General features: G+C 36.0%; 25 protein-coding genes and 1 pseudogene. 5 read left to right on the top strand and 21 right to left on the bottom strand.

The genetic code is table 11. The annotated features are described in order from the left end of the window. Nucleotides 1–82: 82 nt before the first annotated feature. Entirely contained in the window at nt 83–253 is a 171-nt protein-coding gene (locus ACQCPR_RS07440; RefSeq protein WP_427138654.1) for a hypothetical protein, read from the top strand. Nucleotides 254–681: 428 nt separating this feature from the next. Beyond that, nucleotides 682–1,116 carry a hypothetical protein gene (locus tag ACQCPR_RS07435; protein ID WP_427138653.1) on the top strand — a complete coding sequence of 145 codons (435 nt, stop codon included), beginning with the start codon at nt 682–684 and terminating at the stop codon, nt 1,114–1,116. Nucleotides 1,117–1,693: 577 nt separating this feature from the next. Here ACQCPR_RS07435 and ACQCPR_RS07430 read toward each other — a convergent pair. From ACQCPR_RS07430 to ACQCPR_RS07420, 3 genes are all read right to left on the bottom strand, one after another. After that, nucleotides 1,694–1,921: a hypothetical protein gene (locus ACQCPR_RS07430; protein ID WP_427138652.1), complete on the bottom strand. Its 228-nt coding sequence runs from the start codon at nt 1,919–1,921 to the stop codon at nt 1,694–1,696. Then, nucleotides 1,912–2,049 (bottom strand): hypothetical protein, encoded by a 138-nt coding sequence (locus ACQCPR_RS07425; RefSeq protein WP_427138651.1) that lies wholly within the window; start codon nt 2,047–2,049, stop codon nt 1,912–1,914. Before ACQCPR_RS07425 ends, ACQCPR_RS07430 begins: the two co-directional genes overlap by 10 nt. Nucleotides 2,050–2,139: 90 nt before the next feature. Continuing rightward, nucleotides 2,140–2,343 (bottom strand): hypothetical protein, encoded by a 204-nt coding sequence (locus tag ACQCPR_RS07420; protein ID WP_427138650.1) that lies wholly within the window; start codon nt 2,341–2,343, stop codon nt 2,140–2,142. A 339-nt stretch (nt 2,344–2,682) separates the two neighbouring features. Here ACQCPR_RS07420 and ACQCPR_RS07415 point away from each other — a divergent pair, with 339 nt between their 5' ends. Continuing rightward, a complete protein-coding gene (locus ACQCPR_RS07415) occupies nt 2,683–2,811 on the top strand; it encodes a hypothetical protein (RefSeq protein WP_427138649.1) in 129 nt (42 codons plus the stop codon). A gap of 114 nt (nt 2,812–2,925) precedes the next feature. On the opposite strand, the gene ACQCPR_RS07410 is transcribed toward ACQCPR_RS07415, so the two are convergent. Next, complete coding sequence (locus ACQCPR_RS07410) at nt 2,926–3,054, bottom strand: hypothetical protein (protein WP_427138648.1); 129 nt, start codon at nt 3,052–3,054, stop codon at nt 2,926–2,928. A 70-nt stretch (nt 3,055–3,124) separates the two neighbouring features. After that, complete coding sequence (locus ACQCPR_RS07405; RefSeq protein WP_427138647.1) at nt 3,125–3,256, bottom strand: hypothetical protein; 132 nt, start codon at nt 3,254–3,256, stop codon at nt 3,125–3,127. 95 nt (nt 3,257–3,351) lie between these two features. Between ACQCPR_RS07405 and ACQCPR_RS07400 the strand changes: the two genes are divergently transcribed. Together ACQCPR_RS07400 and ACQCPR_RS07395 are read left to right on the top strand one after the other, a co-directional pair. Continuing rightward, nucleotides 3,352–3,630: a phage integrase SAM-like domain-containing protein gene (locus ACQCPR_RS07400; RefSeq protein ID WP_427138921.1), complete on the top strand. Its 279-nt coding sequence runs from the start codon at nt 3,352–3,354 to the stop codon at nt 3,628–3,630. Further along, nucleotides 3,603–4,274: pseudogene (locus ACQCPR_RS07395) on the top strand (site-specific integrase). The gene ACQCPR_RS07400 and the pseudogene ACQCPR_RS07395 overlap by 28 nt, the downstream one beginning before the upstream one ends. A 118-nt stretch (nt 4,275–4,392) precedes the next feature. Here the strand turns inward: ACQCPR_RS07395 and glnA are convergent. The 16 genes from glnA to ACQCPR_RS07315 form a co-directional block, all read right to left on the bottom strand. Next, complete coding sequence (gene glnA / locus ACQCPR_RS07390) at nt 4,393–5,727, bottom strand: type I glutamate--ammonia ligase (RefSeq protein WP_427138646.1); 1,335 nt, start codon at nt 5,725–5,727, stop codon at nt 4,393–4,395. Nucleotides 5,728–5,767: 40 nt separating this feature from the next. Next, a complete protein-coding gene (locus ACQCPR_RS07385; protein ID WP_090561907.1) occupies nt 5,768–6,151 on the bottom strand; it encodes a MerR family transcriptional regulator in 384 nt (127 codons plus the stop codon). A gap of 137 nt (nt 6,152–6,288) precedes the next feature. Then, entirely contained in the window at nt 6,289–7,539 is a 1,251-nt protein-coding gene (locus tag ACQCPR_RS07380; RefSeq protein ID WP_427138645.1) for an aminotransferase class I/II-fold pyridoxal phosphate-dependent enzyme, read from the bottom strand. Between the two features lie 79 nt (nt 7,540–7,618). Next, nucleotides 7,619–7,918 carry a rhodanese-like domain-containing protein gene (locus ACQCPR_RS07375; protein ID WP_090561911.1) on the bottom strand — a complete coding sequence of 100 codons (300 nt, stop codon included), beginning with the start codon at nt 7,916–7,918 and terminating at the stop codon, nt 7,619–7,621. Between the two features lie 74 nt (nt 7,919–7,992). Then, on the bottom strand, nt 7,993–8,214 hold the full coding sequence (gene hfq / locus ACQCPR_RS07370; RefSeq protein ID WP_090561914.1) for an RNA chaperone Hfq: 222 nt from the start codon (nt 8,212–8,214) through the stop codon (nt 7,993–7,995). A 63-nt stretch (nt 8,215–8,277) separates the two neighbouring features. Beyond that, on the bottom strand, nt 8,278–9,198 hold the full coding sequence (gene miaA / locus ACQCPR_RS07365; protein WP_427138644.1) for a tRNA (adenosine(37)-N6)-dimethylallyltransferase MiaA: 921 nt from the start codon (nt 9,196–9,198) through the stop codon (nt 8,278–8,280). After that, nucleotides 9,191–10,087: an alpha/beta hydrolase gene (locus ACQCPR_RS07360; RefSeq protein WP_090561918.1), complete on the bottom strand. Its 897-nt coding sequence runs from the start codon at nt 10,085–10,087 to the stop codon at nt 9,191–9,193. The genes miaA and ACQCPR_RS07360 overlap by 8 nt, the downstream gene beginning before the upstream one ends. Nucleotides 10,088–10,112: 25 nt before the next feature. After that, nucleotides 10,113–11,759: a glycerol-3-phosphate dehydrogenase/oxidase gene (locus tag ACQCPR_RS07355; protein ID WP_269920856.1), complete on the bottom strand. Its 1,647-nt coding sequence runs from the start codon at nt 11,757–11,759 to the stop codon at nt 10,113–10,115. After that, on the bottom strand, nt 11,760–13,271 hold the full coding sequence (gene glpK / locus ACQCPR_RS07350) for a glycerol kinase GlpK (protein ID WP_090561922.1): 1,512 nt from the start codon (nt 13,269–13,271) through the stop codon (nt 11,760–11,762). A gap of 12 nt (nt 13,272–13,283) precedes the next feature. Continuing rightward, the gene (gene mutL / locus ACQCPR_RS07345; protein ID WP_427138643.1) at nt 13,284–15,092 is read right to left on the bottom strand and encodes a DNA mismatch repair endonuclease MutL; all 1,809 of its coding nucleotides are present in this window, start codon (nt 15,090–15,092) and stop codon (nt 13,284–13,286) included. Nucleotides 15,093–15,113: 21 nt separating this feature from the next. Continuing rightward, the gene (mutS, locus tag ACQCPR_RS07340) at nt 15,114–17,684 is read right to left on the bottom strand and encodes a DNA mismatch repair protein MutS (protein ID WP_427138642.1); all 2,571 of its coding nucleotides are present in this window, start codon (nt 17,682–17,684) and stop codon (nt 15,114–15,116) included. A 150-nt stretch (nt 17,685–17,834) separates the two neighbouring features. After that, nucleotides 17,835–17,972, bottom strand: coding sequence for a YfhE family protein (locus ACQCPR_RS07335; RefSeq protein ID WP_139219679.1), 138 nt, complete (start codon nt 17,970–17,972; stop codon nt 17,835–17,837). A gap of 212 nt (nt 17,973–18,184) precedes the next feature. Further along, on the bottom strand, nt 18,185–18,739 hold the full coding sequence (gene cotE, locus ACQCPR_RS07330; RefSeq protein ID WP_093494601.1) for an outer spore coat protein CotE: 555 nt from the start codon (nt 18,737–18,739) through the stop codon (nt 18,185–18,187). Nucleotides 18,740–18,857: 118 nt separating this feature from the next. Beyond that, nucleotides 18,858–19,433 (bottom strand): nucleotidyltransferase family protein, encoded by a 576-nt coding sequence (locus ACQCPR_RS07325; RefSeq protein ID WP_427138920.1) that lies wholly within the window; start codon nt 19,431–19,433, stop codon nt 18,858–18,860. Then, on the bottom strand, nt 19,434–21,056 hold the full coding sequence (locus tag ACQCPR_RS07320; protein WP_427138641.1) for a hypothetical protein: 1,623 nt from the start codon (nt 21,054–21,056) through the stop codon (nt 19,434–19,436). Further along, nucleotides 21,049–21,843 carry an ABC transporter ATP-binding protein gene (locus ACQCPR_RS07315; RefSeq protein WP_241598738.1) on the bottom strand — a complete coding sequence of 265 codons (795 nt, stop codon included), beginning with the start codon at nt 21,841–21,843 and terminating at the stop codon, nt 21,049–21,051. Before ACQCPR_RS07315 ends, ACQCPR_RS07320 begins: the two co-directional genes overlap by 8 nt. Nucleotides 21,844–21,999 lie beyond the last annotated feature (156 nt).

Below are 21,999 nucleotides of genomic sequence, written 5' to 3'. Positions count from 1 at the left end.
TTATAGGTCAAATTTCTTCCAATTACACATAATTTGTTACATAATATAAAATAGGAAATATAGATCATTAGGGGGAGCACTTTTGCCTATCATTTTAATATATAAAGAACTAAATCACCTAATAGATGATTACTACAAATGTCCCTTTACTCATATAAAAGAGCAAATTCTCATAGATATTAATCTTCTAACAGATGCATTGCTAATGTTCGACGCAGATCTTCAATTGGAAGCTCCACTTAAATCCATTTAAGCACAATCAACTTATCAACGGAATATAGGTGGGGCAATTCTTGTCAAAACATTAAACAAGGACATGTGCTACAAAAGACAATATGCAACTTACAACAAATGATATGGTCAACATATAAAAAAGCGTTGATAGCGTAGTGCTACCAACGCTTTTTTATTTTATCATTTTCAAGCATTGTTCAGGATTAGAGCGTTTCATTCTAAGAATTAATATAAGTACGTGGTAACATAAACAACTACTTATCTAGAGCGTGATTTTTACGCACTTTCATATAATGTAATAGCCAAGGTACTCGATTTTAATTATTTTTACCGAGTTATTCATCTAATATTTCAACCTCAAATTCTAAAACCGTCTCCTAAGAATCTCAATGAGGTTGTTTACTTTAAATCTTTCCAATAAAATGAAATAAAGGGAGATGATAGAGTATGAAAAAAATATTTTTCATCGGCGCTTTAGCTGTATTATTGTTAACTGCTTGTGGGAATGAAGGAAATTCTGATGAAACCAATACCTATAAAGTATCACAAGGTAAAATAACGAATGAAAAGCTATTAATTAATCTAGCAGTTCGCGCAGAAACTATTATTGAAAAATATGATGGAGTCGATAATGTAAAGGTAGAGGATGCTGAAATTGAAGCTAAAAAACATCCAAATTTGAGAAATGATGAAACTAAAGAAATTTATAAGAATGTTTACTATATCGAAGGTGAGTATTCATATCAGGGTAAAAAATATGATTTCGTGTGGAGTGTCTCTTTTAATAATAATGATATTGATTCTGGAGGACAAGTTCTTCAATATATATCGGACATGGAAACAGGCGAAAAAATAAATGTCAATAGATCACTAGCAGATTGATTATTATAATCCTCTACAATAAATAAAAAAGCGTTGGGAGCTTAGAGCCCCAACGCTTTACTATTAATACATTTTTAGATATTGCTCACGTTCCCATGGGTGTACAGTCGTTCTAATGACATACTTATTTAATTTCAAGTTATTTGAGGTCAGAGAAGTACCATTATATTAATGTTATCGTGATTATGAATTATGTGTGATTATGCTTACTATTTTATTTTTGGGGTATTCATGGGGTGAATTATGGTGTACGAAAAATCTAGACCATGCTAACAAAGGTGGTCTTTTATTTTTATTATTCACTACCATAATAACAAATTCTCCAAATTAGGATTACTTTTCACAACTATTCTTTCATCAATCTCTTCTAACCAGTTATAAAACTTCACAGGCTTACTCACACGTAGTTGTTCCTCCACAGATGATATTGTGGACGTATTCTAATTATAAGCTCCTAAGAATGCACTCCTTAATGTCTTAGTTAAAGTTAATGTTCCATCTGTGCAATATCACTTATAAGCTTGAAGATAACATTCTTCGCTTTAATGAAATCAGATACATTATTTAACTCTGTTGCTCATACTGCTTTATGCAGCTGATGATCTAAACAGATGGTTAATAGGTTGTCCAAGTCTAATGCAAGCTCTGGATTCGATTTCTTTAATATGATGGACATGCAACTCAATGCTCTTGCGTTGTCCTTTGACTTTGATTGAATCGATATGAACCTTCCCTTCAGCTTTACATAGTTGGCAATAGAATCATTCAGTTCATTTTGATTTAATGAAAGTGAAATTAAAGCCAATCAAAATCATACTCAATTTCAATCTTTGCAGCTTCCCATTCTGCACCACATGAAGAACAAACTCTATCACCTTCAAACGTTACTGGGAAGCCTTTGTCACAATAACGACATTCCCAACGCTTCACCATTGCCATCACCTCACACTGTTAATTCATCTAAATATCCTACAAGCTTTATCAACATGGCATGTTTGTTATATATAGTACCTTTGCTATAACCTACTTCATCTGCAATTTCATCAAACATCTTTCCTTCGATATATCTGCCATATAGAATCTTTTATTTACTAAACTGAATTTTTGGACAATACGCTTAATATCAATCAAATCATTCATTTTATGAGCGAGATTAAATTCTAAAGTGAAAATTTGTTCTTCAAGTTGCGCTCCGTTACTATCAGTGGATAACTTGACTCCTATCAAGTCACCTCCTGTCCATCGACCTAACTCACGCTTTGAGCGAGTAATCGAATTTTCTAGTTCAATAATATCAATCTCAATTTTTCAATAGTCTTTCAACCATTCATACATGTAATCACCTTCCTTTGTGGTGTTGATATCTCTCAAGACCTGCTCAGCAAATTCACTAGAAACTGACATAGATATATAAATAATTCAATTGTCCAAAGTTTACCAGTAGGATAATTTTAAATGCATAAAAACTCATGTCGAATACTGTAGAAATTATCATACTAAATGCCCTTTATTTTCCATTTTATCAATGTTACAATAGATTTAATATTCAGAAAGGAAGTGATTTTAATGAAAAAAATGCAAAAAGTTATTCTATCTGTCTTACTTCTTTCAGCAATATTTGCAGGTACAGCGTCATCAGTATTAGCTGATGAACAAGGGCCGTGTGGCATGAAGCCATGTCTTCAAACACCTTAAATTATGCACTATGAATGTCTGTTCTTTGTCTTGAAGAGAATATTCTTTAAGGCAAAGAATAAATAATCAAGTGAGAATCTCAATGAGGTCATACTTTTTTATAATTTCCCTCTTTCACATAATGTTGTCTACTGCGTCGTACCTCTCCATTCTTTTAACTCGCTTACATAAATTCAAAATGTATAGAATGTATTCCAATCTACCAATGGCTAGAATAAGTAGGATGAATAGAATGATTGTCATAACCGTTCCCCCTCCTGCATCATTTCAAATCGTTCACGGTACATCAGAATTTGTTGCATCAATCCAACATTTAACTATCAGTCATAAGTAAATCTTCTACCTGTTTACGAAGTCGTTTATTATCCTCAACTTCATCAGAATAATCAGCATATGCTTTTTTCGTTTCTTCTTTTTCAGCAGCTAAGTGTTTTTCATAATTCATCTTTTGTGTAACACGCAGCTGAAAAAGTACAAGAAAAAATACAAGAAGGTTATGATCAATCGGATATTACATTGAGCGCTTATCTAGATTTGTGGATGAAAGAATATAAGGAGGGGAATATCAGTAAGAACTATCATTCTTTCTTAAATAACTGTATAGAAAACCATATCAAACCATATTTTAAAAATATCCCTTTAAAGTCGATTAGTCACGAGACTTATCAAAAATTCATCAATCATCTCTTTAGAGAAAAGAAGCTTGCTCGCAACACTATTTTAAAAATCCACAATGCTATTTACAATTGTATGAAACAAGCGAAGAAAAACAAACGTATTTCTGATAATCCTTGTGTAGACGTGGTGATGAGGAATTAAAATTTATTGACTCAGATAATATTCCAGAACTTTTGAATCATGCATATCAGTACTGTTATATTTATTGGATATTTTTGAAAGTGCTAATTGAAACAGGCATACGAAAAGGTGAAGCCGCCACTTTACAATGGAATGATATTAATTTAAAAGAAAAGACTATTTCTATTAGTAAGAGTATGGATTTTCAACCTGGAGAAAATGGAGAAATATTCGGAGATACTAAGAATAGAAAGACAAGGGTTATCGATATCGCTGATACTTCAGTAAATGCATTGAAAACACATTTCAATTCACAAAACTAAAACAAACTTCTTTTAAACGATATTTATCGTCATGATTTAAACTTAGTCTTCTGCAGGAAAGATGGACAGCCCATGCCCAAAACTAGTCTATTCAGTGCTTTTGGCAGGATATTAAAAAGAGCTGGATTAAACTCTTATCCAATTCATTCTTTACGTCATACGTATGTAGTTATCCTATTAGAAGCTGGTGCAGATATAAAATACATTCAGAAACAACTAGGTCATGGCAGTCAACAAATCACTTCAGATGTGTACGCTTATTTATCTAAAAAAATGAATAAGAAAAACACCGAACAAGTCAATGAAAGACTGAACGATGTTTTTAAAGATATAAGTAAATGATATTTTTTTATAAAAATAATGGGGTGAATATGGGGTGCAAGCTATTTTTCTGAACTACTTTATAATTACACCCCACACTAAAACCCTCTAAAACCCTATAAAACCCTATAATATCAGCTTAATACATTTTCAAGTATTGCTCACGTTCCCATGGGTGTACAGTCGTACGGAACATATCCCATTCAATTTCTTTCGCTTCTACAAAATTTGCATAAATATGCTCACCTAATGCTCTGCGAATAGTTTCACTCTTACCTAACTCTTGTACAGCAGCATGTAAAGTTGGTGGTAGGTTATGAATGCCATTTTCGATGCGTTCTTCTTCTGTCATTACGTAAATATTACGGTCCACTGCTGGTGGTGGAGTTAGTTTATTTTTAATACCATCTAAACCAGCCTGAAGTATTACCGCCATCGCAAGATATGGATTGGCTGCCGGATCTACTGAGCGAACTTCAACACGTGTACTTACACCTCTTGAAGAAGGAATACGGATTAATGGACTTCTGTTTTGTCCTGACCACGCCACATAACAAGGAGCTTCGTACCCAGGTACTAGGCGTTTATATGAGTTAACTAATGGATTTGTAATTGCAGTAAAGCTTTGTACATGCTTCAATACGCCAGCCATAAATTGCATTGCTGTTTCACTTAACCCGATTTCTGCTGATTCATCATAAAATGCATTTTCTTTCCCTTTAAATAAAGATACATTAAAGTGCATTCCTGAACCGTTTACGCCAAATAGTGGTTTCGGCATGAATGTCGCATGTAAACCATGTTTACGAGCAATTGTTTTTACTACAAGTTTGAACGTTTGAATATTATCACATGCTGTTACTGCATCTGCATATTTAAAGTCAATTTCATGTTGACCTGGAGCAACCTCATGGTGAGATGCTTCAATTTCAAAGCCCATTTCTTCTAGCTCGAGAACGATATCGCGACGGCAGTTTTCCCCTAAATCCATTGGTGCTAAGTCAAAGTAGCCACCATGGTCATTCAGTTCAAGTGTTGGCTCCCCTTGAGCATCTAATTTAAATAAGAAAAATTCAGGTTCAGGTCCTAAGTTAAAGCTAGTAAATCCTAACTCTTCCATTTCTTTTAGGATACGTTTTAAATTATTACGGGGATCTCCTGCAAAAGGAGTTCCATCTGCTTTATTTACGTCACAGATTAGACGAGCCACTTTCCCTTTACCCGTAATCCAAGGGAACACTACCCATGTATTTAAATCAGGTACTAAGTACATATCTGATTCTTCAATTCGTACAAAACCTTCGATAGAAGATCCGTCGAACATCATTTTGTTATCGAGAGCTTTATCGAGCTGACTCACTGGAATTTCTACGTTTTTAATCGTACCTAGTATGTCTGTAAACTGAAGACGTATAAAATTCACCTCATGCTCTTGAACGAACTTTTTAATATCCTCTTTTGTATACTTGCTCATTGTTTCACTCTCCTAGTTAATTAATGTATATGAACCTCGATTATCTAAAAAATCGAGATAGGTCCCCTTGTCGCAGAGAAGCTCGTTGTTGTCTTTGAGCTAAATGCATTTCTTCTTTTACTATTGCACGTAGTTCTCTGTCCGAAATTACTTGTCGAACTTCTTTTGAAGTAATTGGACTGTTTTTCATTTCAAAAATCTGCTTGATTCCCGCAATATTAACACCTGTTTTCAATAAATCTTTAATCTCTAATAATATATCAATATCATCTAATGAAAACATGCGCTGTTTACCTTCAGTACGTGCAGGGTGAACCAGTTCTTGCTCTTCATAGTAACGAATTTGCCTTGCAGTCAAACCAGTAAGCTGCATGACAATATTCATAGAAAGTAATGGCATTGAACGTCTCCATTCCTTTTCCATCACTGCACCTCCTAGTAGGTTATATAAATAGTATATGTCATGTTAGTTAACATGTCAACATCATGTTAGGAAAACTAACAAATATTTTTCGGAAAATTAAAACCATTCCTTATAACTCAGAAATGGTTCTACACTTTTTATTTGTTGAATGTTTGTACGGCTCCTAAAATAGCATATTTCACATGTTCGTATGTTAATCCACCCTGAATAAATGCCGTGTAGGGAGGACGGATTGGCCCGTCGGCTGTTAACTCCATACTCGACCCTTGTACAAATGTACCTGCAGCCATTATGACATCGTCAGCATAACCTGGCATATAAGCTGGTTCAGGCATAAACTGAGCATTTACTGGGGAATGCATTTGTATTGCTTTACAAAACTGAATCATTTGATCGGCAGTTTGGAATGATACCGATTGTATTAAATCTGTACGCGGCTCTGCATAGTGTGGTTCAGTTGTCATTCCGATTTCCTCCAAAAGTGCCGAAGTGAATATGGCTCCCTTCACTGCTTGAGATACAACATGCGGAGCAAGAAAGAATCCCTGGTACATATCCATTAATGCATTTAAAGAAGCACCCGCTTCTGCTCCTATACCCGGTGAAGTCATTCGGTAAGCACATTTAGTGACATATTCCTCTTTCCCCGCAATATAGCCCCCTATTTTAGCAAGACCACCACCAGGGTTTTTAATCAGAGAACCAGCCATTAAATCTGCCCCCACGTCCGTCGGCTCCAACTCTTCCACAAATTCTCCGTAACAATTGTCTACAAAAATAATAGCATCCTCTTTAATACTTCTGATTTCGATAACCATTTGTCTTATTTGTTCTATCGTAAACGAAGGACGTACTGCGTAACCCTTCGAGCGTTGAATTGCAATTACTTTCGTATTACTTTTCACAGCGCTTTTTACAGAGTCCCAATTGACTTCCCCGGTATCCATTAAATCCACGTGATTATATGTAATGCCAAAGTCGGCTAGGGATCCTGTATCCTCTTTCCCTCCACTAACTATCGATTGTAAAGTGTCATAGGGTTTGCCCGTTATATATAGTAATTCGTCATTTGGTCTAAGCACACCGAACAAGCTTATAGAAATCGCATGGGTCCCTGAAATAATTTGAGGACGCACAAGTGCTGCCTCTGAACCAAACGTCGTTGCATATACTTTTTCCAATGTATCTCGACCTTCATCATCATAGCCGTATCCAAACGATGGATGGAAATGGTGATCACTAACCCCATGATTCTTAAAAGCCTGAATTACTTTTTGTTGATTTAAAAATGCAATTTTTTCTACAAGTTTGTGATATGGTGCTATTTTGGATTCAACCTGTTCAGCACGATCCAATACTTCTTTTGATAATGTGGTTGTAAATGTCATGTAATATTCTCCTATTTTTCTTCAAAATACAAATAGAAAAGACTAATCTCATAAATGAAATTAGCCTTTTATCTATAAGTTAGAACTGCAACTCGCCGTCCCAGTCCATCATCCCTCCAGCAATATTCGTTACGTTATATCCATTTTCCTCTAGAATTTCACAGGCCATTGCGCTACGGCCACCCGCTTTACATACTATGTAATGAGGAACTGATTTGTCGAGTTGATCCATGCTGTTTTCGATTTGTCCTAATGCGATATGCTTAGCACCGGGAATAATCCCAGTTGCCACTTCATCACTTTCACGTACATCGATGACACTGATTTCTTCCCCAGCATCTATTTTTTCTAAAAGTTGTTCTGTCGAAATAACATTCATATTAAACTCTCCCGCTTCTCTGTTTATTCTATAAAATCATAATAGGAGCATGCCCATCTGTCAAACAATCCATATTACTCCTCTGTTAGCTTAACTGGTTTAGAAGGAGCAAATGTAGAAATGGCATGTTTGTAAATTAACTGTTGCTTTCCATCTGATTCAAACAGGACGGTAAAATTATCGTAAGACTTTACTAACCCCTTTAGTTGGAAGCCATTCAATAAAAATACTGTTACAAAAATATCATTTTTTCTAAGCTGATTTAAATATAAATCTTGAATATTCATAGGTTTCATCCCAATACCCCCATTATACAATTTGCATGTGTATACATACTACATAGTTAATATTCGCTTTAATTATTCATTTTCCTGCATAAATTCATTAATTTCTTTTATAATTTTTTCGGAATCAGTAAACGGATTATACCAATGGATATCCATTTTGTTTCTAAAATACGTTAACTGCCTTTTTGCATACCTTCTAGAGTTTTGCTTCAGTTGTTCAATTGCTTCCTCGAATGAAACCTCTCCATCCAAATATGCATATATTTCTTTATAACCGATGGCTTGGATTGATTGAACATTTCGGATTCCTTTACTGTAGAGCGTCTTTACTTCTTCCAAGAGTCCTTTTTCTAGCATTATGTCTACTCGATCATTAATGCGATTATATAATTGCTCACGTTCTATAGACAGGCCAATAATATAATGTTGATATATATCTTCATGACCCTGGTTTTGTTCAATATCATTCTTTTGCTTCCCAGTTAGTTCTACTCGTTCAATCGCTCGTATCACACGTTGGATATTATTTGGATGTATATCCTTTGCTGCCTCCGGATCAAGTGATTGTAAATGTTCAAATAATTTATAAGGAGCCATATTTTCTAATTCCGCAAGTCTAGTTTCATCTCGATTCGGTTGTTCCGTAAATCTAAAGTCATACAGAACGGATTGAATATAAAGACCAGTCCCTCCAACTATAATCGGAATTTTACCCTTTAATGTAATTTCCTCAATTTTACCTCGTACGAGCTTTTGATACTCCGCAACAGAAAAATTCTCCTCAGGTTCCTTAATATCGAGTAAGTGATGAGGAATACCTTCCATTTCTTCTTGGGTAATCTTTGCAGTTCCTATATGGAGCTCTCGATACACCTGCATCGAGTCTCCATTTATAATTTCTCCATTAAATGCCTTAGCCAGTTGAATACTTAAAGCGGTTTTGCCGACGGCAGTTGGTCCGACTATTGCAATTACATTTGCAGTATTATGCATTTTCTATCATCCAATTTGCAATTATTTCATATGTTTGAAGCTTATTTACCTCGTTTAATATTTCGTGTCGCGCATCCTCTATCAAATGTAAGGTTACGTTTGTCATTCCAACACTTTTTAATCCAGTAGCGACTTTGAATAAATCTTTTCCGTCTTTTCCAACAGGATCCTTGGCACCACTAATAACTAAAACGGGTAAATCCTTTTTTATATGATTATTTTCTATGTCTTGGTGAATTATTTTTAATCCATCGAAAAGGTCAATATAGAATTGGTTCGTTGGTATAAAACCGCATAGCGGATCTTCAATATATTTTTGTACTTCTAGTTCATCTGTTGTAAGCCAATCAAATGGTGATTTCGGATCTTTTATTTGTTTATTGAAACCTCCAAATGCCATACTGTTCAGTACTTTCCCTTCAGATTTGGGACTTTTTACAGCAGATATAAGTTTACCGACTACTTTACCAACGTCCCCCATAACTCCAGGACTATAAGTGGTGCCAGAAAGGACAACTTTCGTTAAGGAGTCACTATATTTTTGCATATATCTTCGAGCAATAAACGACCCCATGCTATGGCCGAATAGAATAAGCGGAATATCCCCTAAATCCTCCCTCACATGCAGCAACACTTCGCGAACGTCTTCGGCTACCCGTTCAAAACCTACCTTATCTGCAAAATATCCAAATTGCCCATTTTTTTCAGCTGTTTTACCATGTCCACGGTGATCATGACCGGTAACGACAAACCCTTTATCAACTAGAAATGTAGCGAAATCATCATAACGACCAATATGCTCTACCATTCCATGTAGAAGATGGATATGTGCAATCGGGGGTGTATCAGGAGAAAACTTAACGATATGAATTAGATGATCATCTGACATTTTGCCTTCTAAGATAGTTTTCAGCTTAATCCCAACTTTCTTTTAATGTAGCTTCATTCAAGAGTGTATCTAGTTGTTTATTAAAAGCCTTTGTTTCCTCTTCTGAGTATTGAAGCAATTTTTTCATCACATTCACTATTTCTTCTTTATACTCGTTAAAATGCTGTATATCAAAATAGAGCATACCAGTTCTTCTTACCAAAAAGTCTTCAGGAGAATATGCCATCTCTTCATGCACTGCGTAATAAATTTGGGCTAGTATTGCTAAAGGCAAAGTTGAAGGGAATGTAGAAAGAATTTGTGCATATTGAAATACTTTATCTACATTCGTCCCGTACATTTTGGCCAGTTTCCTTCCTTCCAAACCAGAAAGTCCGTAAGCTTGAGCTACTTGTTCCTTTTGAGTGAGAAAAGCCTCCCATTGTTTAGAGCCTCCAACGTCTCCTCCGGATAGCGTTAAATGCCTCGTTACACATGGTCCGTATTTTTCATCCCCTAATTGCTTCGATATTTTATCTACAATAGTTTCAGCCATTTTTCTATACCCTGTGAGTTTACCTCCAGCTATTGTAAATAAACCAGCTTCCGACTGCCAAATTTCATCTTTTCGAGAGATTTCTGATGGATTCTTCCCATCCTCAAATATCAATGGACGAACCCCCGCCCATGTAGACTCCACTTGATTTGCGGTAATATGAACTAAAGGAAACATAAAATGAATTGCTTGAATTAGGTAATCGACATCTTCCGTTGTAGCTACAGGATGCCGAATATCACCTTCAAAGAACGTATCAGTTGTTCCTACATAAGTTTTACCATCACGTGGGATAGCAAAAACCATTCGTTTATCAGGTCCATCAAAATAGACAGCCTGTTTAAGAGGGAAAACAGATTGGTCAATAACAACATGCACACCCTTGGTAAGCTTTAGTTTTTTATTGTTCTCAATAGCATCCAAAGCACGAACTCCATCAACCCAAGGACCAGTAGCATTAACTATTTTTTTGGCATGAATGGAAATTCTTTTATTGCTAACTGTATCAACGATTTCCGCACCAATTACTTGATTATAATCGTCATATATAAATGAACGTGCTTTAGCATAGTTTAAGCACACCGCACCTTTTTCCATTGCTTTTTTTAGCACCTCAATCGTTAGACGTGCATCATCTGTACGATATTCAACGTAGTATCCTCCACCTAGTAACCCTTTACTTTTTAGTAGAGGTTCTTTTTCAAGTGTCTCTTGATCGGAAAGCATTAATCTTCTTTCCTCTTTCTTAACACCAGCTAAATAGTCATACATCTTTAAGCCAGCTGATGTAGAGAGTGGTCCAAAGGTACCTTTTTTATGAAACGGTAGTAGCATCCATATAGGTTCAGTCACGTGAACCGCATTTTCATATACAATTTCTCTTTCTTTTCCTACATCAGCAACCATTTTCACTTCCAATTGTTTCAAATAACGCAAACCACCGTGCACAAGTTTTGTGGACCTACTGGAAGTTCCAGCAGCAAAATCTTGCATTTCTACCAAAGCAACAGACATACCTCGTGTAACAGCATCTAGTGCTATGCCCGCACCTGTAATCCCTCCACCTATAACCAACACATCGAATTCATAATAATTTAGTGTATTTACTATTTGGTCACGCTCTACAGAAGACTTCAATTATTCCACCTCTTCGTCTGAAAGTTTGAAAATACGTGTTGCTTCGACTGCTTTTGTCCAACCCTTATATAGTTGTTCTCTTTTCTCACTTTCCATTTTTGGCTCATACTGCTTTTGACTTTCTCGCAAACCGGATAGTTCTTGTTCATCTTTCCAGAAACCAGTAGCTAACCCTGCTAAGAAAGCAGCTCCTAATGCTGTTGTTTCATTGAGCTTAGCAAGTTCTACAGGTAAGTTTAATAAATCACTTTGAAACTGCATAAGAAATTCATTGCTTACTGCTCCACCATCTACTCTTAATATCTCTACATCTACTCCCGAATCTTTTTCCATCGTATCAAGCACGTCTTTTGTTTGGTAAGCAAGAGATTCTATCGTTGCACGTATGAAATGCTCCTTAGATGTGCCTCTCGTTAATCCAAAAATTGACCCCCTTGCTTCAGAATCCCAATAAGGAGTTCCAAGCCCGACAAAAGCTGGAACAAAATAGACACCTTCCGTAGAATCTACTTTTTTGGCATATTGTTCTGACTCAGGTGCACTCTTTATCATGCGAAGCCCATCTCGAAGCCATTGGATCGCAGAACCAGCAACAAATATACTTCCCTCTAACGCATAGGTCACTTTACCATTTAATCCCCAAGCGATTGTCGTTAATAAACCAGAAGGCGAAGTAACTGCTTCTTCACCTGTATTTAAAAGCATAAAACATCCAGTTCCATACGTATTTTTAGCCATACCTTTCTCAAAACAGCATTGCCCAAATAGTGCAGCCTGTTGGTCCCCAGCTGCTCCTGCAATGTCTATTTCTTTACCAAAGAAAACAGATGGATCAGTCTGTGCGTATACTTCAGACGAAGACGCTACTTTAGGGAGCATTCCCATAGGGATAGATAGCTTTTCACAGATTTCTGAATCCCACTTTTGATCATATATATTATAAAGCATCGTCCTAGATGCATTGGAATAATCTGTCACATGTGCTTTTCCATTTGAAAGTTTCCAAATTAGCCACGTATCTATCGTTCCGAAAAGTAGCTCACCCGCTTCTGCTTGCTCTCTCGCACCATCAACATTATCCAATATCCATTTTACTTTGGTAGCAGAAAAGTATGGGTCCAATTTCAAGCCGGTCTTGTCTTGAAAAAAAGTTTCCAGATTATCTTTTTTAAGTTCCTCTATAATGGATTGAGTTTGTCTGGATTGCCAAACAATCGCATTATAAACAGGTTTCCCTGTATGTTTGTTCCATACGACTGTTGTTTCTCGTTGATTTGTAATTCCAATCGCATGTACATCCTCAGGCTGGTTCCCACTTTCAGTTAGGACAGCAGCCAGAACCGATAGCACAGATCCCCAAATTTCTTTCGCATCATGCTCAACCCAACTCGATTTAGGAAAATATTGTTTAAATTCTCGTTGAGCAGAGTGAACAATATTGCCGAGCTTATCAAAAAGTATTGCTCTAGAGCTTGTCGTTCCTTGGTCAATTGATAATATATATTTTCCCATTCCCGTTTCCTCCTACATAACTCGTTTGAACATTTTCTCAACCTCATACGTCGAAAAATGTACGATTACTGGTCTTCCATGTGGGCAAGTCAATGGATGTTGCGCATTTTTTAAGCTTTCGAGCAGCTGTTCCATATCATTCATCGTTAAATAATGATTTGCTTTGATGGATAGCTTACAACTCATCATAATAGCTGCATCTTCTCTAAGCTTTTTTATATCCGTTTTACGGTTGTTCAATACCTGTTCAATCAGACCCTCGATTATCTTCGTCTCATCGCCTTTAGGGAACCAAGTAGGGTAATCTCTTACGACAAAGCTAGCAGAACCAAACTCCTCTAAAAAAATCCCTACATTATTCAATTCGCTCAATGACTCCTTAATACGGTAGGCCTCGTCTAAAGAATAGTGAAAAGTCAGTGGCAGCAATAGTGATTGTCGTTCATTTGCATTTACTTCCCCAATCTTTTCCTTATAAAACTCATATTTTACACGCTCTTGCGCAGCATGCTGATCTATTAAATAAAAACCATCATCACTTTGGGCAACAATATATGTACCATGGATTTGTCCTACAACATGCAAATCAGGAAATGGCTTTTTATCCTCCACATATTCAATCGGTTGAATATCGAGGTCCGCCAATGGCTCTACCTCTTCATATACAATACTAGGCTGTTCTTCAGGTGGATTATGTGTTTGTTCGGATATCACACCCTCATAGTTTGGAGTAATTGGTTCCTTTTGAACTGGCTCATATGTTTGTTTGAAGAAATCGAATTGTACACTCGGCTGCTTTTTCACAACTGGCTTCTCTATAATTTCAGGTGGTTTCTGCACGCGATGCATGATCGAACGTATTGTTACTCGGATCATTTCCATCAGCTCTTTTTCCTTACTTAGACGAATTTGATGCTTAGCAGGATGAACATTCACATCCGTTAGTATCGGATCCATTTCAATATTTAAAACAACAATCGGATACCTGCCAATCGGTAACAATGTATGGTAGCTATCTACTATTGCGTTATTTATACCATAGTGTTTAACCCAGCGACCGTTCACGAGAACGGTTATATAGTTTTTAGAGGCTCTTGTTATTTCTGGTAATGTTGCAAAACCTGAAATACGAAAATCTGATGATTCCTTGTCGAATGCAACCATCTTTTTTACATTAGAAATCCCATAAATTGAAGCTAAAACCTGTTTCAAGTCTCCCCTTCCACTGGTCTGCACAATAGTTTGATGATTATGTGTAAGTTTAAACGCAATCCTCGGGTAACTGATTGCTAAACGGTTTATCAAGTCAATGGAATGCCCTAACTCTGTTTGAATCGTTTTCAAATATTTTAAACGAGCTGGTGTATTATAAAATAGCTGGCTTACGATTATATCAGTCCCTCTTCGAATAGGAGCAGGGGTATTAGATAATACCCTACCACCTTCTAACTCTACTTTTGTCCCAATATTTTCGCCATTTGATGTCCATAAACTAATTTTAGATACAGAGGCTATACTAGCAAGTGCCTCTCCACGAAAACCTAATGAACGTATTCTAAAAAGGTCATGCTCCGTAGTTATTTTAGAGGTCGCATGTCTAGAGAACGATTTTACAGCATCCTCCTCATCCATCCCCTTACCATTATCAGTCACTTGAATTTTAGCCAGACCCGCTTCTTCTAGTGTAATTTCAATAGAGGTACTTTCTGCATCTATTGCATTTTCTACCAATTCTTTCACAACTGAAGCTGGTCGCTCTACCACTTCACCGGCAGCAATTTTGTTGGACAGGAGTTCGTCCATTAAAATGATTTGTCCCATTTCATTCACCTACTTCCTGCGCTATTCTAGCTCGTTTTGTAACTCGTACAATAGTTGAAGTGCTTCTAAAGGAGTCGTACCTGATATATTGACTTTCTTCAACTTTTTTATTATTTTATCCGTCGATTTATCATCTTGGATAACTACTGGTTCTTTACGTGTCTTTGGTTGTTCATCGAAGAAGGATAATTGGGTTTCGCTTACCTGAACAGCACTCCCTCCTTTTTCCTCCTGATCCTCGAAGGTCGCTAGGATATCACGTGCTCGGGAAATAATTTGTTCCGGCAATTGTGCTAACTCTGCTACATGGATACCGTAGCTCTTATCAGCAGGACCATCTTTTAGCTTGTGTAGAAAGACCACTTTTCCATCTTTTTCAGTTGCTGACACATGTACATTTCGGAGCTTTGGTAACGAGTCCTCTAAATCCGTCAGTTCATGATAATGAGTGGAGAAAAGCGTATTAGCTCCTATATTTTCATGAATATATTCCATCATAGCTTGTGCCAAACTCATGCCATCATAGGTAGAAGTACCACGGCCAATTTCATCGAATAACAACAAACTCTTACTTGTAGCATTCATAATGGCATGCTGTGATTCCATCATCTCAATCATGAAAGTACTTTGCCCACCCGCCAAATCATCGGCAGCCCCAATACGAGTAAATATTTTATCGACAATTGGAAGCGTCGCAGATTCTGCAGGTACATAGCATCCAATTTGCGCCATTACAGTTGTAATGGCTATTTGACGCATAAAAGTACTTTTACCAGACATATTAGGACCAGTGATCAATAGCATATTAATATCTTCCGTAAGAACACAGTCATTTGGTACATATAACTGATTGTTCATCATTTTTTCAACAACTGGATGTCTCCCCTCTTTAATAATCATTGCATTGGAATCATGGAAAACAGGTTTCGTTAATCTATGGTTCTCTGCAACCTGGGCAAAAGAGATAAAAACATCTAGCTCACTAATTTGTTTCGCTAATTTTTGAACTAGCGGAATATATGTTTTTATTTCTTCTCTAACTTGCGTAAACAATTCATATTCCAAAACTAGGCTTTCATCTTCTGCAGATAAAATAAGGGATTCTTTCTCTTTAAGCTCGTCGGTAATATATCGTTCTGCATTCGCAAGTGTTTGTTTACGGACATATCTAGACTCATCTGCTAAATGAATATTCGATTTTGTTAGCTCGATATAATAGCCAAAAATCCGGTTATATCCTATCTTCAAGTTTTTAGAACCTGTAATTTCTCTTTCCCTTTGCTCAAGTTCTGCAATCCACTTTTTACCGTTGACAGAGGCATCACGTAGCTGGTCCAGTCGTTCATGGAAACCGTTGTTAATCACTCCGCCGTCTTTTACGGAAATCGGAGGGTTCTCACTAATCGCTTCTTGTAACTTTCTCCAAATAACTTCACAATCCTCTAATGCGTTCCCAAGTCTTTGCAACTCTTGATCTTCCGATTCTACGAGTAGCTGTTTAATAATAGGGACCTTAGAAAGGGACTGCCTTAACTGGGCAAGATCTCTCCCGCCAGCACTACCAAATCCAATACGGCCTACAAGACGTTCTAGGTCGTATACTTCCTTGAAAGCTTCTTTAATCTCTTCACGAAGCATAAAGTCATTCAAAAAACTCGTTACTATTTCTTGACGCGCTTCAATCGATTGTCTGTTTGCAAGGGGCTGATGAATCCATTGCTTTAATTTGCGTCCACCCATTGCAGTCACTGTTTCATCTAATAACCATAATAATGTACCTTTTTGGTCACCACTTCGAATAGATGATATTAGCTCTAAATTTCTCTTAGAATGATAGTCCATTGCTAAAAAGGATTCTCTTTGTTGAAAAGTGAATGGTTGAATATGTAATAGAGATTGTTTTTGCGTTTTTTGAATATATTGTAATAATCGTTTAACCGTTTGATGTGTTTGATCGGGATGGTTCGGAATGTATTTATGAATATCTTCATTCGATAACTCATCTTTTTCAATGGAAACCGTAAAATCATGAATAGCAGATAATTCATTGATCAAGACGTACATTTGTTCACTGACGATCAATTCTTTTGCCTGGATTGCCAGTAGCTCCTGTACTACTTCCTTTTCATCTCCTGTAAGAATAGTCGTAAAGCCATCTCCTGTTGATACATCTAAGTATGCAAAAGCGACTTCATTGGTAGCAGCAAGCAAGTCAGCAGAAGCAATAAAATAGTTAGACTTCGTTTGCATAGCTTTTCCTTCGATTATAGTTCCTGGTGTAACAAGACGTACAACCTCTCTTTTAACTACACCCTTCGCATGTTTAGGATCTTCCACTTGTTCACAAATAGCGACTTTATAGCCCTTACTTATAAGCGTTTCGATATATCCTTGAGCAGAATGATGAGGTACTCCACACATCGGTATATTGTCCTTCCTACTAGTCAGCGTAATTTCCAAAATCGCAGCAGCTTTAATAGCATCATCGTGGAATAATTCATAAAAATCACCTAAACGGAAAAACAAAAACGCATCTATGTGGTCTTCTTTAATTTTTAAGTATTGTTGCATCATTGGAGTTTGTGTAGTCATTTAAATCCTTCTCTCTTCATTACTAATATAATGATTATACCAAAAACAATAAGAAAAGAGGCAGAAGTAAGAATCGCGTAAAGGATATATGCGATTAGTACTAATAAATTGAACCCTGAATTATCGACCTATTCAGGGTTCATAATTAGGTTACTTTTTAATCGGATTTTTTTTAAATGACTCTTCATCAGCACGTTTGAATTCTTTTGGATATATTACTTCTTGCATAGAAGATAATCCATTATCTTTCTTAGTAAACTTCTCATGTGGTTGTTTCCGGTCCTTCATAGTGAACACTCCTCTCATTTTTAATCTTTATTAGTTTTTCCCTTATCATGAGAGATATTCAGTCAGTTATATAATTGAAACAATTGAATAAAACAATAAAAAATAAATTCACGTAAATATTCATTTTCTTGATCAAATAATTGACTCAATAAAAAAAGTCATTTCCTAATTTTTTAGGCAATAAAAAAAAGCCGGAAGAAATAGCCGGCTTGTTAAAGGGACGAAGAATCTTCTGCTTCTTTGGAGGAACCGGTGGATCCTGCAGAACTTGATGACGAACTAGAAGAGCTTTCTTCCCCATATGCCCATTCTTCTTCAAATTCCGCTTCATGAACTTGAATGCATATAGTTGTTTCTCCTACAACCTCAACAAGTATTTCTCTTTCTACAGTTACCTGGAACTGTGTTCCTCCTGAAATAATAATTGCCTCTGTACAATTTGGTTGCTGTAACACACGTACATGTACTTCTTCCCCAGTAGAGTCTTTATCGCGATAATGTAACTTAATACGATCTTTGTAATTGATCGTTTCTGTGAACACAGAAGTTTTGGAATGATCATGATGTGCATACCAAACGTTTATATCAAATTTTCCAGTTACTTCAACATATCTTCCGTGTTTTTTAGACGAACATGTGTGATTAATAACCCAACATCCTAAAATACTCGACGGTGTATTTGGTGGACGAAGCACTTCACAGGATTCTGTTCTCTTTTTACCTTTAGCAACAACAGCTTTCGTCACAATATGGCGCATGTGTTTCATTTTTTTCCTCCTTGTAATCAAGTCATAACATCATATGCGCCCATCGCCCAATCGGTTCATCAAGTTTCAAATGTTATGTAGAATAAAAGAAGGAAAACAAAAACTAATGTACTTTTTGTCACATCTTGCTGTTACTTATACTTATATTTGGCCAAATAGAATGCCAGTTTTTCCTATGGATACGTTGCTCGTAAATTTCTAAAAGTTCTTTATTTGTTGCAAATCGAGGAACTGGTTTCACTGTCATCTGCAGGATATCCACTATTCCATGTGGAGCAACAACTACTATTTCATTCTGATCATTTAATTTCACTCCTATTGCTGTCACTGTTTCCGGAAAATTGGATATTCCATCTTCCGAAGATTTATAAGGCGGCAGGTTATTTATCCTATGCATTCTAGCCTGATTTTTCACAGACCATGGAATATTTGGTCTCAACTTCTGTAGCTGGTCCTCCCATTTTTTCTCCTCTGACTCTTCCGTATTATGAGGATTAAAATAAATAACATCGATATCAGCTAATGGAGTTTTTTCCTTATATCCATGTAAAGTATCCCAAATCTTCGAGCGTACAAACCCTGCGCATATCCACCAGTCTGGCAGCTCCAATTGCTGAGCTACTTTTAATATATCCATCATCCATTTATCTTCTATTATTAAAGTTTCTATATCTTCTATTGTTTGAATAACAATTCATCCCTTCGAGAACATTAACTTCCATCCTATGAAAATACTTATTAACAGTATGAAGGCATATACCGGTAAACCATAAGGAATGATTAAAACCACAGCATGTAACGCCGCCATAAGTCCTACTATGAACATACTACCGAAAACTTTAAAAAAGGCATTAGTTTGTGTATGCTCATGCGAACTAGTGAAGGGAAACTTCCCCTTCTTAAAAATGCCATAAGATACTAATGTTAGTGCAATTGTGGCTAATAGGACAACGACTAAGTCCAGAATTATTTTAAAAGAAAAAATCCATAAAAATATAACACTAAGCATAGTTAAAATAGGTATGAAATAATTCATTATGCTTGCCTTTAGAGTTGCACTATAAACAATTGATTTGTTTTTAATAGGAGCAGCGTAGAAGATCCATTGCCCTTTATAATTACCAGAGTACTCGAGCATTTGCACAACGGATGGAATCATAATTAGCGCAAAATATATGACCATAAATGAATTTCCGCTTTTCATTTCCTCATAAGAACTAGTGCTTAATGTATTGAATAAAAAGATAAAAGGAAAAATAACCGCAAATCCTAGTAAGGGAAATATTTTTAGCTTTAATTCCCTTTCTTCTTTTAACATAAGAGATGCAAACTTATAAAAAGTACGCTCCTCTTTAGTTCTACATAAAATTTTTGCAAAAACTAATTGTAATTTACGATTTTTCTTTTTCCTTCTGTTTGTATCACTTTGTAATTTAGATAGGTTTCGTTCAAAGGTCGGCATTAGACGAATATACACCGCAATCGCAAGAAATGGAGTTAAAAGAGCGAGTAATGATAATACAATTATATGAAAAGAAAAATCTTTATTTAAGATTAATTCAAAAGGTGCTGCGAACCAAAAAGGAGGCAGTAACGTATGCCACCAAGCAAAGGTATACGAAATTTCAATATTAACTATTTGAAATACGCGCCCAACTAATTGATAACTTACCGCCATCCCAATTGCTAAGAAAATTTGTACATAGTTAATAATATCCTTTAACATTTCACCACTAAAAAAACGAAGAATGAACAAATAAACAAAAGCGGTCAACACCACAGCCAAACTACTTATCAATATTATTTCTATTAAAAATAAGAGTGCAAATATAATACCAAATTTAAATATACTTACAATAAGTGGAATAATTACAAACGCACCAGTTAAAAGAACCATATATATCATAATATGAGTAATCTTCGCTGCATTTAAAGTCTTTTCACTAACGGGTTTCGGGTGAAGTATATTTTTATCCCGTATATCAAGCAGAACAGCAGAAAAATCAGATACCATTGATGTCATTAAAATGACAAATAAGGAGCTAAACATAATAGTAAGAGAAAATAGAAACTCATTACCTAAAAATAGAAAAGGAACTAAAAAGAGAATTCCAAATAACGCGTACATCCATAAGGATTTTAGAAACTGGTTCCCTTCTTTTTTTACATTTGAACCACTAAAAATAGCCGGCATCCTTCTGCTATCCATCGTCAGCTTCAGTTGTAGAATCAAACGCATCACATCATAGTCTATATTCAACTTTTGAAAGACAGGTCTAAAACGATCTAGTATTCTAAGTGATGCAAAATCATTCATGGACGCTGCCTCCACGAACTAAATCTACAAACCTGCCTGCAATGTCCTCGTGCTCGGTAAAACCAGTCAACTGATTGAAGATGTCTTCTAACGACCCTTCCTGATTCTGCGATTTTAACTCTTCAAAAGTTCCATCCGCTACTACTTGACCATCTACTAATAATACAATTCGGTTACTGATTTTTTCTACAACATCCATAATATGGGAAGAATAAAAAATAGTCTTCCCTTGCTGTGCAAGCTTTGCAAGTATCTCTTTTATAACCATTACACTGTTCGCATCTAAACCACTAAGCGGTTCATCCAAAAACAATAAATCCGGGTCGTGTAACAAACTCGAAATGATTAATACTTTCTGCTTCATCCCTTTTGAAAAAGAGGAAATTCGTTGATGAAATACAGTTTCTAAACCAAATTCCTTCATTAAACCGAATGCCTTTTTCTCCGCTTCCTCACTACTTAATCCGTATAGTTCACCTGTGAAGGATAGATATTCGAATGCAGTAAGATTTTCATAAAGCTCAGCCGTCTCTGGCACATAGCCAATTCTCTTTTTATAGGAATAATCACTTTTGAGAATATTTTCTCCAAAAATTTCTATAAATCCAGTATAGCCATCTAAAAGGCCAAGCATCATCTTTACAGTTGTACTTTTTCCTGCTCCGTTTGGTCCGATATAGCCAATAATTTGACCTTCAAATACATCTAGATTGACACCTTTTAACACTTGTTTATTTCCAAAACTTTTAGATACTCCCACCAATGATAATACTTTCTTAGCAGTCAATTGAATCCCCCTATTAATATATCAATTTCGAATTGTAAATATTTACATATCTATTTTATCATAACAATTCTCTTAATATTCCATTATTATCTTTTATAGAAATATCTTTCTAATATATCTATTGAACTTCAAGGACAAAGGGTGTAGCATTTTCTA

Origin of the sequence: Psychrobacillus psychrodurans, from assembly GCF_050209195.1 — a bacterium.
Taxonomy (GTDB): Bacteria; Bacillota; Bacilli; order Bacillales_A; family Planococcaceae; genus Psychrobacillus; species Psychrobacillus psychrodurans.
The sequence above is the reverse complement of the archived record's forward strand: the minus strand, read 5'-3'. Positions and strand labels throughout refer to the sequence as shown.